The 13,303-nt window shown below is 68.1% G+C and carries 11 protein-coding genes; 3 read left to right on the forward strand and 8 right to left on the reverse strand.

Translation table 11 applies throughout. From position 1 onward, the window contains the following. Positions 1-9: 9 nt before the first annotated feature. The 5 genes from ON43_RS39265 to ON43_RS39285 all read right to left on the reverse strand — a co-directional run bounded on the left by ON43_RS39265 (position 10) and on the right by ON43_RS39285 (position 8,389). A complete protein-coding gene (locus ON43_RS39265) occupies positions 10-1,365 on the reverse strand; it encodes a M1 family metallopeptidase (protein ID WP_051180020.1) in 1,356 nt (451 codons plus the stop codon). Continuing rightward, the gene (locus tag ON43_RS39270) at positions 1,365-5,306 is read right to left on the reverse strand and encodes a Pls/PosA family non-ribosomal peptide synthetase (RefSeq protein WP_040815857.1); all 3,942 of its coding nucleotides are present in this window, start codon (positions 5,304-5,306) and stop codon (positions 1,365-1,367) included. Before ON43_RS39270 ends, ON43_RS39265 begins: the two co-directional genes overlap by 1 nt. Before the next feature lie 137 nt (positions 5,307-5,443). Then, positions 5,444-6,388, reverse strand: a complete 945-nt coding sequence (locus ON43_RS39275; protein WP_051180022.1) for an extracellular catalytic domain type 1 short-chain-length polyhydroxyalkanoate depolymerase — start codon at positions 6,386-6,388, stop codon at positions 5,444-5,446. 47 nt (positions 6,389-6,435) lie between these two features. Beyond that, positions 6,436-6,975: a gluconokinase gene (locus tag ON43_RS39280; RefSeq protein ID WP_040815858.1), complete on the reverse strand. Its 540-nt coding sequence runs from the start codon at positions 6,973-6,975 to the stop codon at positions 6,436-6,438. A gap of 10 nt (positions 6,976-6,985) precedes the next feature. Beyond that, complete coding sequence (locus tag ON43_RS39285; protein WP_040815860.1) at positions 6,986-8,389, reverse strand: GntP family permease; 1,404 nt, start codon at positions 8,387-8,389, stop codon at positions 6,986-6,988. Positions 8,390-8,513: 124 nt separating this feature from the next. On the opposite strand from ON43_RS39285, the gene ON43_RS39290 reads away from it, so the two are divergent. After that, the gene (locus ON43_RS39290) at positions 8,514-9,251 is read left to right on the forward strand and encodes a FadR/GntR family transcriptional regulator (protein ID WP_245569015.1); all 738 of its coding nucleotides are present in this window, start codon (positions 8,514-8,516) and stop codon (positions 9,249-9,251) included. 3 nt (positions 9,252-9,254) lie between these two features. On the opposite strand, the gene ON43_RS39295 is transcribed toward ON43_RS39290, so the two are convergent. After that, positions 9,255-9,698, reverse strand: coding sequence for a hypothetical protein (locus ON43_RS39295; RefSeq protein ID WP_157514402.1), 444 nt, complete (start codon positions 9,696-9,698; stop codon positions 9,255-9,257). A 178-nt stretch (positions 9,699-9,876) separates the two neighbouring features. On the opposite strand from ON43_RS39295, the gene ON43_RS43230 reads away from it, so the two are divergent. Then, positions 9,877-11,481 carry a serine/threonine-protein kinase gene (locus ON43_RS43230; RefSeq protein ID WP_157514403.1) on the forward strand — a complete coding sequence of 535 codons (1,605 nt, stop codon included), beginning with the start codon at positions 9,877-9,879 and terminating at the stop codon, positions 11,479-11,481. Positions 11,482-11,601: 120 nt separating this feature from the next. Further along, the gene (locus ON43_RS39305; protein ID WP_157514404.1) at positions 11,602-12,675 is read left to right on the forward strand and encodes a hypothetical protein; all 1,074 of its coding nucleotides are present in this window, start codon (positions 11,602-11,604) and stop codon (positions 12,673-12,675) included. On the opposite strand, the gene ON43_RS44215 is transcribed toward ON43_RS39305, so the two are convergent. Together ON43_RS44215 and ON43_RS39310 are read right to left on the reverse strand one after the other, a co-directional pair. Then, a complete protein-coding gene (locus ON43_RS44215) occupies positions 12,645-12,974 on the reverse strand; it encodes a hypothetical protein (protein WP_083914214.1) in 330 nt (109 codons plus the stop codon). The genes ON43_RS39305 and ON43_RS44215 overlap by 31 nt on opposite strands. A gap of 62 nt (positions 12,975-13,036) precedes the next feature. Continuing rightward, positions 13,037-13,243, reverse strand: a complete 207-nt coding sequence (locus ON43_RS39310) for a hypothetical protein (protein WP_040815911.1) — start codon at positions 13,241-13,243, stop codon at positions 13,037-13,039. Between the last annotated feature and the right edge of the window lie 60 nt (positions 13,244-13,303).

Here is a 13,303-nt window from a genome sequence, read left to right on the forward strand (position 1 = left end):
GGAGCGAGTCTACCCGGTCGAGGTTTGCGGCGCGTACGCGGGGCCGGGCGGCAGCGCCGGGAGCGGTCGGGCGAACAACCAGGCGTCCCACAAAGGCTGCAGCGGAACCGGGTTGTAATGCCCGGCCAGATCGGTGAATTCACCGGTGGTGATCGACGCGTGCCGGTAGCGGGCGGTCCAGGTGCGCAGCAGATCGAAGAAGGCGGCGTCGCCGACGGTGAGCCGCAGCGCGTGCAGGGTGAGCGCACCGCGCTTGTAGACGCGGTCGTCGAACATGAGCTCGGCTCCGGGATCGGCGAGGATGAGATCCTGCGGCAGCCGTTCGAGATTGCGGTGCGCGTTGCGCGCCAGCTGATCGGCGCTGGGCCCGCCCGACGCCTCGGACCAGATCCATTCGGCGTAACAGGCGAAGCCCTCGTGTAGCCAGATATCGCGCCATTGCCGGATGGTGAGGCTGTTGCCGAACCACTGGTGCGCCAGTTCGTGCGCCACCAGCCGCTCGTGCCCGCGTCGCCCGTCGCAGTGGTTCGCGCCGAATATCGAGATGCCCTGGGCCTCAATGGGAATCTCGAGCTCGTCGTCGGTGACCACCACCGTGTACGCCTCGAACGGGTAGGGCCCGAACTTCTCGGTGAAGACCTGCATCATCTGCGGCTGCCGCGCGAAATCGTGCTCGAACGCGGTGCGCAGGCGCGAAGGCAGGATCGCCTGCATGGGCAGTGTGCCGCGCGGGGCGTCGATGCGCTGCTTGCGGTACTGCCCGATCTGGATGGTGGCCAGGTAGCTGGACATGGGCTCGGGCTGCTCGTAGACCCAGGTGGTCTGGCTGGCCTTGGTCTGCTTGCGCATGAGCGTGCCGTTGGCCAGCGCGTAGTACGGCGAATCGGTGGTGATCGAAATCCGGTAGCTGGCCTTGGAACTGGGGTGGTCGTCGCAGGGGAACCAGGAGGCCGCGCCATTGGGCTGGCTGGCCACCAGTGCGCCGTCGGTGAGTTCCTCCCAGCCGACCTCGCCCCACGGCCCGCGCACCGGCTTGGGCGGTCCGGCGTAGTTCACGGTGAACACGAGCGCGCCGCCCGCCGGGATCTTCTGCCGCGGCGTGATCACCAATTTGCCGCGCTGATGCACGTATTTGGCGGGCTTGGCCCCGTTGACGAGCACCTTCGACACCGCCAGCGACTGGGAAAGGTCCAGCGCGAACCGATCTCGCACGCCGGTGGTGACCGCGGTGATCTCCGCGGTCCCCGACAGCCGGTTGCTCGACATCTTGTAGACCAGGTCCAGCTCGTAGCGTGAGACCCGGTAGCCGCGGTTTCCGTTCTGCGGCAGGTAATCATCGATGGGTTCGTCGAGGCGGTCCGCCATCAGCGACCCCCACCCCAGGGTGCGATGGGATTGCCCCACCAGCGGGTGGACGGCGGCACGCTGTCGCCGCGCATGACCAGCGACGCCGGGCCGATGGTCGCGCCCGCGCCGATGGCCGACGCGGGCAGCGCGACGCAGTGCGGGCCGAGCGTCGCGCCCGCGCCCAGAGTCACGGTGTCCATGGCCATGATTCGATCGTGGAACAGGTGCGTCTGCACCACGCAGCCGCGTTCCACCGTCGCGCCAGCACCGAGTGTCACCAGGTCAGCCTCCGGAAGCCAATAAGATTCGCACCATACCCCGCGGCCGATCTTGGCGCCGAGTCCGCGCAACCACACATTCAGGACGGGCGTACCCGTCGCGGCGCGCGCGAACCAGGGGGCGGCGACGTGCTCGACGAAGGTGTCGGCGACCTCGTTGCGCCATACGAACGAGCTCCACAGCGGATGCTCCACGGCCCGGATCCGGCCCACCAGCAGCCATTTCGCGATGACCGAGACGGTTCCGGCGACCGCGCCCGCGCCGATCAGCACCAGGCCGCTGAGCAGGGCGGCGGGCAGGTGGCCCAGATTCTGCGCCAGCCAGGCCAGGGCGAAGATCACACCGAGGCCGATGGCGAAGGTGACGAACACCGGGATGAGCCGGCAGGTCTCGACCACCGCGCGGGCGATCCGCAGTTTGAGCGGCGGATCGAAGGTGCGTGCGGTGTCGGCGGTTTCGGCGGCGCGGCGCAGCCGGGTCGGCGGGCTGCCCAGCCACGAGGAGCCCGCCTTGGCCTTGGACGGTGCGGCCGAGAGCACCGCGACCAGGCCGTTTTTCGGCACCCGGCGGCCCGGCGCGGTCATGCCGGAGTTGCCGAGGAAGGCGCGCTTGCCGACCTTGGCCTCGCCGATGCGCAGCCAGCCGCCGCCCAATTCGTAACTGGCGACCATGGTGTCGTCGGCCAGGAACGCGCCGTCGGCGACCACGGTGAACTTGGGCAGCAACAGGACGGTCGAGACCTCCACGCGCTTGCCGACTTTCGCCCCGAGCAGGCGCAGCCATACCGGGGTGAGCAGGCTGGCGTAAAGCGGGAACAGGAAGGTGCGCGCGGAATCCAACAGGCGTTCGGTGGCCCAGGCCTGCCAGCCGGCGCGGCTGCGGACGGGGTGGTGGCCTTCGGTCAGGCCGATGGCGAGCAGGCGCACGGCGACGATGGTCACGGCCGCGTAGACGGCCAGTACGAGCATCATGGCGACCGGGAGGATGGCGAAGGCGCGGCCGAAACCGGCTCCGAGCGTTTGCGTGTCGCGAATCCACCAGGCGATCAGCAGACCGCCGCTGCCGAGCGCGAGGATCGGCACGGCCGCGAGCACCATCGAGGTGACACCGAAGATGCCGACCCAGTGCGAGGCGCGGGCCGGGGTCTCGTCGGGCCAGCGATGCTGCGCCTTACCGACTTTCACCGCGGGCGAGCCCGCCCATTCCTGCTCGGCCTTCACCTTGCCGGAGACTGCGGAACCGGGCGCGATCTCGGCATTGCGGCCGATTTTGGTGCCGGGCAGCAGCATCGAGCGCGCACCCACCACTGCGCCGGGACCGATCTCGATGGGGCCGATGTGCACGACGTCGCCGTCGATCCAGTAGCCGGACAGGTCTACCTCGGGTTCGACGCTGCAGCCGTCGCCGAGTTCGAGCAGGCCGGTCACGGGCGGCAGCGTGTGCAGGTCGACGCCGGTGCCGACCTTCGCGCCCAGGGCGCGCGCGAACGGCACCATCCACGGTGCGCCGGAGAGGTTCTCGGCGCCGCTGGCCTCGGACAGGCGCACGGCCATCCAGAGCCGGAGGTGCACCCACCCGCCGCGTGGATGGGTGCCGGGTTCGACGCCGCGCAGCAGGATGCGGGAACCGGCCACGCACAGCGCCATCCGGCCGGGCGGGGAGATGAACAGCAGGAACGCGACCAGCATCCACCACCACGACAGGTGCGGCAGCCACGGCAGCGAACCCGACCAGGCCGCGACATTGCCGACGATGGCCAGCCAGGTGAGCCACTGCAGGCCGGTGAGGGTGGTCAGCGGAATGGTGGCCAGCACCTGGAACAGCTGCGCGGGCAAGGGAACCGGCCGCACATGCCGTTCCTCGACGGCGGCGACCGGCGCGGAACCGTCCAGGAAGGCCGCGAGCGCGCCCAGCCTGGGATGGTCGTAGAGGTCGGCGACGGCGATGCGCGGATTCCGTTCCCGCAGCGCCGCGACCAGCTGGGCCGCCGACAGCGAGCCGCCGCCGAGATCGAAGAAGTCGGCGTTCGGGTCGGTCGCCTCCGCGCCGAGCAGCGAATCCCAGAGTCCGGCAACCCATTGCTCGGTCTCGGTGAGGCCGCTGTCCTCGGTGGCGGCGACGGCCTTGGGCAGCGGCCACGGCAGGGCGTCGCGGTCCACCTTGCCGGAGGTGCGGGTGGGCAGCTCGTCGACCACGGCCAGGCGCGGGACCAGCGGGGCCGGAAGCTGTTCGGCGAGAATGTTTCTCGCGGCGGTGAGGTCGTAGCCGGTGTCGGGGCCGGTGAGGTAGCCGACGAGGATCTTGTTGCCCGCCTTGGTGGTCCGGATCGCGGCGGCCGCGCCGGTGACGCCGGGCAGGTGCTGCAGGGCGTTGTCGATCTCGCCCAGTTCGATGCGGCGGCCGCCCAGTTTGATCTGATCGTCGGCGCGGCCGAGGAAGACCAGGCCCTCACGGTCGTTGCGCACCAGATCGCCACTGCGGTAGGCGCGTTCCCAGCCGACCGACGGGAGCGGTGCGTACTTCTCGGCGTCCTTGGCCGGATCCAGATAGCGGGCCAGGCCGACGCCGCCGATCACGAGTTCACCGGATTCGCCCTCGCCCACGGGATTTCCGGCCGCGTCGATGACGGTGAGATCCCAGCCGTCGAGGGGGAGCCCGATGCGGATGGGGAATCCGCCGTCCAGCAGCGCGGCGCACGCGACCACGGTGGCCTCGGTGGGTCCGTAGGTGTTCCACACCTCGCGGTCGGAATCCTGATTGCCTGCGAGCTTCTCGGCGAGTTCGGGCGGCACCGCCTCGCCGCCGAAGATGAGCAGCCGCACCGGTTCCAGGGCCTCGGCGGGCCAGGTGGCGGCCAGGGTCGGCACGGTGGAGACGATGCTGATCCGGCGGCGCACCAGCCACGGGCCCAGATCCGCGCCGGTGCGGACCAGCGCGCGCGGGGCGGGCACCAGGCATGCCCCGTGCCGCCACGCCAGCCACATCTCCTCGCAGGAGGCGTCGAAGGCGACCGACAGCCCGGCCAGTACGCGATCGTCGGGACCGATGGGGGCGTGCTGCAGGAACAGGCGTGCCTCGGCGTCGACGAAGGCGGCGGCGTTGCGATGGGTCACCGCAACGCCTTTCGGGGTGCCGGTGGAGCCGGAGGTGAAGATGATCCACGCGTCGTCGGCGGGCGTCGGCTCCCGGGTCGCCGCGTCGTTGCCCGAGTCACCTGCCGCGTCGCGGACCAGCTCGCCTGCGGTGTCGCGGCCGGATTCGCTTGCGGCATTGGTGGTTTGGATGCCATCGGCGGTGACGATGGCCGTCACCCTGGCCTCGCCGAACACCAACCGCGCCCGCTCGTCGGGATCGTCGGCGTCGACGGGCACATAGGCCGCTCCGGCATGCAGCACCGCGAGGATCGTGATGTAGAGCCCGCGCGTCCCCGAGGGCATCCGCACGCCGACCCGGTCGCCCGCGCGCACTCCGGCGGCGGTGAGCCGCTCGACGGTCGCCGCGATCTCCTCGCGCAGTTCGGCGTAGGTGAGTTCCTCGTCGCCGTCATCGATGGCGGGTGCGTCCGGATAGGCCGCGGTGGTGGCGGCGAGAATGTCCACCAGGGTGCGGGCGGGCGGCGCGAGGGCGGCCCGCAGCATGGGGTCGGTCTCGATCTCGGTCTCTGCCTGCGATTGCGGCATCAGTACGTGCCCACCTCTCGTGGAACCTTCCGGCGCTTCAGCGTTGGTTGTTTCATACGAGAGTTACCGACAGGCAAACTCTGTGGCGGCCATCAGACAACGGTAGTACGTCCTGGTTGTCCGATGTTCACCCAGGGTTATGTGTGGAATTGCGACAGGAACTGCCAGATGACCGTGGACGCGTCGAACTGATGGGTGACCTTGCCGACCAGGGGCTGCGGTAGGTACTGCGAGCCGCCGGGCCAGGTGTGGCCGCCATTGGTCACCGCGTAGAGCTGCACTTTCGCACCGCCCGCGCAGTCGGAGGACTGGATGGTCACGGAGGTGCCGTCGTCGGTGCGCTGGGGCAGTTGCGTGATGGTGGCCGCATCGCAGGCGTTCTGCCGCCGCCACAGTTGCTGGGTGTCGTCGACCGATAGGACCGGGCTGGATCCCGGGCCGTGGTGGCCGGACGTGACGCGAACCACGCCGCCGCCGTAGGGAACGATCGGGTCGGAGGTGCCGTGGATCTCCAGGACCGGCAGCGGATGGGATGGCGTGCAGGCGGATTGGTCGGTCTGGGGGAGCGGGCCCGCGACCGGGGCGATGGCGGCCAGCTTGTTCGACAGGTGGCAGCCGAGATGCTCGGTGAACATGCCGCCGTTGGACATTCCGGTGGCGTAGACGCGGGCCGGGTCGACGCCGTCGTTCGCGATGATCCGGTCGATCACGGCCGCAACGAAACCCACGTCGTCGATGCCCGCGGCGCTGGCATTGGTGTCGTCGCCGCGACCGTCGTTCCAGGACCTCTCGTATCCGTCGGGGTAGACGGCGATGAATCCGTTGGCGTCGGAGAGCTGGTCGAAGCCGAAGGCGGAGGCCATGTTCCGGGCGCTGCCCCCGCCGCCGTGGAAGGCGAATACGGCGGGGAGCTTTCCCGAGGGTCGATTGGCGGGGTAGTGGATGATGTATTGCCGTTGCAGCCCGCCGAATTCGAGGGTCACGGTGGTGTCGCCGGCGGCGCGGGCCTGCGGGTGCCCGCATCCGGCGGCCAGGAACACGGTGGACAGCGCGATCGCGGCGGCGATTCTCGGTGCGTACACACCGGTGAGCGTAGAGATCGCAGCTGAAGCTGAGCTGAAGCTTCGAGTCAGCTGTGAGCCCGGATCGCGGCCAGTGTCGCGGCGGCGACTTCGTTTGGCGGAGGACCGATTTCGATGCTGACGATGTGCTCGTCGGGTCCCGGGGTTTCGAGAGTCTCGAGTTGGGAGTCCAGCAGCCCGGGCGGCATGAAGTGGTCCATGCGCGCGGTGAGCCGCCGCTGCAGGTCTTCTCGCGATCCGGTCAGGTGCACGAAGGTCAGCACCGCCTCCGGGTGCCCGGTCATGCCGCCGCGCAGCACATTCCGGTAGGAGCGTTTGAGCGCCGAGCAGGTGACGACGGCCGAACGGCCCGCCGCCACCTCCTTCGACATCCACTGCGCGATCGCCTCCAGCCAAGGTTGGCGGTCGGCATCGGTGAGGGCATAGCCCGCCGCCATTTTCGCGATATTGGCGGTCGGGTGCAGGTCGTCGCCTTCCAGCAGGTCCCAGCCGAGGGTGCTCACGAGCATGCCCGCCACCGTCGATTTCCCGGAGCCGGAGACGCCCATGAGGACGACGATGTGTGGCCGCGCCACGGATTCAGCCATCGCTCTCCTCCTAGATGACCGCGCTCAACGCGAGCACGCCCGCCAGTCCGGCCACCGAGATCACGCATTCCATGACGCTCCAGGACTTCAGGGTCTGCACCACGTTCAGGCCCAGGTACTCCTTCACCATCCAGAATCCGGCGTCGTTCACGTGCGACAGGAACAGCGAACCCGAACCGATCGCCAGCACCATCAGCGACACGTGAGAGTTGCTGAGCCCGGCCGCGACCGGGGCCAGAATGCCCGATGCGGTGACGGTCGCGACGGTCGCGGAACCGGTGGCCACTCGGATGAGCGCGGCCACGAACCAGGCCAGCAGCAGCACCGGCAGGCTGGAATCACGGATGGCGTCGGCGATGGTGTTGGCGATGCCGGTGTCGACCAGGACCTGCTTGAACCCGCCGCCCGCGCCGACGATGAGCAGAATGCCGGCGATGGGCGGCAGGGCGCTGTTCATGGTGTCGGCCAGGCTGTCCCGGGTCATGCGGCCGCCGCGGCCGAGCACGATCATGCCGACGATCAGGGCGATGCCGAGGGCGACCACCGGGGTGCCGAGGACGTCGAGGACCTTCTTCACCGGCGACCCGGATTTGGGGGAGACCACGTCGAAGATGGCGCTGCCCAGCATGAGTACGACCGGCAGCAGGATGGTCGCCAGGGTGGCGGTGAAGCTCGGGCGCGGACCCTGCTCCTCCTTCTCCTCGGGCTCGTCGGTCGAGAACAGTTCCGGCACCGGCACATTCACCCAGCGGGCGGCGAGCTTGCCGAACAGCGGACCGGCGAGAATCACCGTCGGCACCGCGACCAGCACGCCGAGTCCGAGGGTCAGGCCCAGATCCGCCTTGAGCGCCGACACCGCGACCAGCGGCCCCGGATGCGGCGGCACCAGACCGTGCATGGCCGACAGGCCCGCCAGCGCCGGAATCGCCACCGCCAGCAAGGGAAGTCGCGACCGGTTGGCGACCAGCAGGATGACCGGCATCAACAGCACCACGCCGATCTCGAAGAACATGGGCAGGCCGATGATCGCGCCGACCAGGCCCATCACCCACGGCAGCGCCTTCGGTCCGGCCCGGCGCACCAGCGTGTCGACCACCTGATCCGCGCCGCCGGAGTCGGCGAGCAGCTTGCCGAACATGGCGCCGAAGCCGATCAGGATGCCGACGCTGCCCATGGTCGAGCCGAAGCCCTTGACGAAGGAGGCCACGGTGTCGGCCGCGCCCAGCTTGGCGATCAGGCCGACGGTGACCGCGCCGACGGCGAGGGCCAGGAACGGGTGCAGTTTCAGCCAGGTGATCAGGCCGACGATGAGGGCGACGCCGATGAGGGCCGCGGTGATGAGCTGCGCGCTACCGGCGTGCCGGGTGGCCGCGTCGGCGAGATTCGCCGCGGCGAGAGAAGTGAGGTTGTGCATGACGCTTCTTCGAGTCGGGGTGGAGTGATCCAGGGCACAGAGACCTAATATGGAGGACTATATCAAGCCTCGGGGCGAATAAGTACTACGTATTACCCTTCGGTTGCCGATAGGTATGCCACAGATGTGTGAGACTGAAGCCATGGTCGACAGCGCCGGATCCCTGCCCTTGCACGACTCGGTGCTGGATCGCCTCGGCTCGGATATCGCTTCCGGTGTCATCGCGCCGGGCGCGCGCATCTCCTCCGATGAGATCGCCACCCGCTTCGATGTCTCGCGCACCGTCGCCCGGGAGGTGGTGCGAGTCCTGGAATCCCTCGGCATGGTGAGCATTCGCCGTCGGGCGGGCATCACCGTTTTGGATCCGTCGCACTGGCATGCCCTGGACCCCAAGCTGATTCGCTGGCAGCTCGCCGGTCCCGAGCGCTTCACCCACCTGGCCCGGCTGGCCGAATTGCGTTCGGGCATCGAACCTCTCGCCGCCCGCCTGGCCGCGACGCATGCCACCCCCGAGCAGTGCGCGATCCTGACCGCGTCCGTCATGGGCATGTCGGCCACCGCCCGATCCGCCGATACCCCGGCCTATCTCGGCCACGACGTGACCTTCCATGCCACTCTGCTGTCGGCGTCCGGGAATCCGCTGCTCGCGGTCTTCGCGCCGATCGTGCGTGAGGTGCTCACCGGCAGAACCGAACACGAACTCATGCCCACGCAGGCGAATCCGCAGGCCCTGCAACTGCATGCGGCCGTCGCCGCCGCAATCCAAGGGCGCGACGGAGCCGCCGCCGAATCCGCCATGCGCGAAATCGTCGCCGAATCCGCCTCCGCCATCGCCTGCTTGCAGCCGGCGGTGTCGAAGTAGGCGTCACGGCACGATCAGGTACCACTCCGCCCACGGGCCTTGCAGCGGCCAGCTGTTGGCGAAGACCTTGGCCAGGCCCATGCCGATCCACAGGTCCACGGTCTGGGTCTGCCCCACGGTGGAGGTGTGGACGTAGACCTCGCGCGAGCCGCCGCCCGCGGATCCCAGCCAGCTCAGCACGATGTGATTGCCGCACGGTCCGCCGAGGTATCCCAGCGGCGTCACGTGCGCGGTCACATGTCCCGGCATGCCGTGCGTTGCCTCCAACGCGACCGCGATCGAGCCCGCGCAGAAATTCGCGTCGCCGAAGGTCAGCACGAGTGTTCCGAACGGGGTGAGCTGCGGCAGCCAATCCGCCCGCGCGGGTGTCGCATTCACGCCGCACACCGCGGCGGTGATCCCCAGCACCGCCACCAGCCCCGCTAGCATCCGTCGCAGCTGGCTCATCGGATGTCCTTCCGGCCGAGCGAAACTCGCGAGTAGTTCCATTTTGAAGCATATCGAATTCACCCTGGCCGCACGGCGGGTCGCCGCGAGCGAGGCCGCTTGACATGACGGACTCGTGAGGCGCTCGGTCGGACCGGCTCGGTATTGTCTGCGGGGCAGGTGGATCGGGAGGAATTGGTTGGTCGAGCAGCTCCGGGCGGGAGTGAACTTCGCCGGGTATCGGGTCGAGCGTTTGCTGGGCACCGGTGGGATGGGTGAGGTGTATCTGGCCCATGATCGGGATCTACCCAGGTTCGTCGCGTTGAAGTTGCTCAACCGGGTGGCAAGTGACGACGACGAGACCCGGCAGCGGTTCCTGCGGGAAGCCAATATCATTGCGCGGCTCGCGCACCCGAACATCGTGACGATCTACGCGCGCGGTGAGGAGCAGGGGCGGCTGTGGCTGGCCATGGCCTATGTCGACGGCTCGGATCTGTCCGCCGAACTGCTGTCCGGGCCGCTGGATCCGCAGCGGGCCGCCGCCATCACCGCCGATCTGGCCCGCGCCCTGGACTACGCCCACGACGCCGGCGTGTTGCACCGCGACGTCAAGCCCGCCAACGTGCTGCTCACCGCGCAACCGCGAGAATGGGCGCTGCTCAGCGACTTCGGCATCGCGCACTCCAATCACGAGGTGCGCGGCATCACCGAGAACGGGGAGGTGATGGCCAGCTTCCAGTACACCGCACCCGAACGATTCAGCGGCGAGGCGCTTGTCGACCGTCGCGCCGACGTCTACTCCCTCGGCTGCACCCTGTTCGAAATGCTCACCGGTGCACCGCCCTACGCCGAGACCGATCTGCCGCGCCTGATCTACGGGCATGTCAGCGCCCCGGTGCCTTCTGTGCGCGACCGGAATCCGGCCCTGCCCGCCGCGCTGGATCCCGTCCTGGCTCGTGCCATGGCCAAAGATCCCCGCCAGCGATTCGGCACCTGCACAGAACTTTCCGATGCCGTGGCCGAGGCCCTGACACCGCGCCTCGCCGCTCGCACCTCGACCTCGCGTACCCCCGCCTCACGTTCGGCGTCCGCGCGCGCCGCCGCGCGCACCCCGGGCTCGCTGGTGCGTGATTCCGGCGCGTCATCGCGCGACACGGGCAGGTCATCTCGCGACACCGGTAGGGCACTGCGGGAATCCGGCAGGCACAGCGCAACTCCGCCGCCGCACCATTGGGCGAAATCCCGTGCCCTGCTGGTCGTCCTGACCGTCGTCGTCTCGACAGGGGCCGTGGCCGCCGCCATCGGACTGCTGTCCACCCTCATGGGCTCGAGCTCCCGCGAGGACGCGCTACTAACCACCACCCCCCGAACCACCCCGCCCCGAGTCACCCCCACCACTCCGCTCAACGCCTCCGCGGGCATCGCCGCCGACGGCTGCCCCACCCGCCGCACCCCGGACTCCGTCTCCGGCACCGACTCCGGCAGCACCGCCACCGCCCCCGACGCCATCCTCGGCTTCCAATATGCCTACTACGTCCTCCGCTCCGGCCCCGCCGCCCGCCAATTCGTCGCCGAGGACTCACCCAGCGTCGCCGACGCCCCCCAAATCCAAACCGGCATCGACTCCGTCCCACCCGGCACCCGCTACTGCGTCCAAGTAACCCGCCTAACCCCCACCGACAACGACCACTGGTCCGTCAAAATCACCCAACAACCCCCCGGCCAACTCCCCGACGTCTTCACCCAAACCATCACCACCCGAACCCAAGACACCCGAACCCTCATCATGTCCATCGACGAGTAACCCACCTAGCCACCCACCCCCGTTCGGCTGACGCGGCTATCCAACCTCCAGTTGCGAACCCCGCCACCGCCTGTCACCATCGGCCCTCATGACCGGAAGAATCGAGTCCTCCACCGCGCGGTGAGCGCGATCATCGGCTCGGCCCAGCCCAGCCCCCAGACATCCTTCTACAACCATGCCCTTGCCCTTGCCCGTAGATACCCGGGCGTTCCACTTCCTCATGAAGGCCGACCGTATCCGGACGCCGAACGCCGGAGCGTTCGCGAGGGAAATGGTGAGAGGGCCGATTTCCAGGGCACCCGTACGGCCCGTCTGATCGATGAATACTTCAGCGTGCCAAGGGAAAATCGCGATATCGGACGGCTCTGCCGCGAGGTTGTCGAGTACGACATCGAGAGTGCCCTGTGGCCGTCGATGGCGGAGGCGATCAACCGCGCGGACCCGGATCAAGCTCGCGAACTCGGTCGTCGTCTCACCCGCACCAGCGTCGACGAGAACCCGACAGTGCTCGGCATGGCAATTCTCGCCGCAGTCGGAACCGAAGAAGACGTCTTCCTGATCCAGACGATCGGATTGCTGTCCAACACCTTCGGACTGCTCGCCGCCCAGGCTCTCGTGCGGCTTCCCGATGCCACGACCAACCTCATCTGGCTCGCTGACCGCACCGCGGGCTGGGGTCGCGTGTATCTCGTCCAAACCATCTGCGAGCTCAACGATCCCGCAGCTGAACCGTGGCTACTCCGCAAGGCCTGCGATGGTTACCACCTCAACGGCTACTACGCCTACAAGGTTGCCTGTGCCGCGCCGATCCACCGCGCGATAGCGGCACCGGACGCCGACGAGGCACTCATCGACCACACCGGAGACCTGATGTCCAAGCTGGTCTGGAGTGACAGCATGGGCGGCACCATCTGGGACTACGAACACGCCGAACAGGTTCTCGCCGATTACCTCTCGCACACGCGCGCGCTCACATCCACCGAGATCCGATATCGCTGGCTATGGGTCCTCGCCCGCTTTCTGGACGGTCACCCGAACCCGCCACCACCGAACTGGAAAACCGTGGAGTCACTACGAACCAGCTACTGGTCACTCCTCGCCACCCCGCCATGGCATTCCGTCGTCGCGGCATCCACCAGCAGCAACGAACGTATCGATCTCTGTCAGCAGTGGTCTTCTACGAAGAGCATGTGACGGTCTGCGGGCGCGCGGAACTCGTGCGCGAGGTAGCGTCCCGTTGCCCAGTCTCCACCGGGTCCCATATAGCTGACTTTGACCTTGTCCCAAAGAGTTGAACGTTCGTCGTCGGTGATGAGTCGGGGGTGAGTGCCGCCCATCTCACCGAGCACGACGGCTGCCGCACCATTGTTGATCAGACGTCGGGCGACGCGGAGGTCGATCCGCTTCTTCCGAAGTCGCCAGGTGGTGCCTTCGTCGTCCAATAGATCAACGGGAGGTTGGAGCCGGTCGGGATTCATCGGAAATTCCTGCACAGCGTGCAGTATTCGATATCCCGCCCGACCATGTCACCTGGATTTCGGTGAGCGTCGATGGCTCACGAAAGGTGCATCAGGTTGCCGGAGATGGAGAAGAGGCTCTTGCCGAGCTTCACGACCGGGATGCCGATCGGCGCCAGGATGATGGTGATGGACAGGATCATTCCGACCAGCCAGACCAGTCCCGCGACGATACCCAGCACTGCGCCGAGCACGGCTCCGAGGATGCCCAATACCGCACCCAATAGTTTGTTCAAAGCTCCCATGATGACCTCCTGAGTCATTCAGGGAATAACCCGTTGAGCGGATCGCATGCAGCGAGCGAT

It is taken from the genome of Nocardia concava NBRC 100430, from assembly GCF_000308815.1.
GTDB classification, from domain to species: Bacteria; Actinomycetota; Actinomycetes; order Mycobacteriales; family Mycobacteriaceae; genus Nocardia; species Nocardia concava.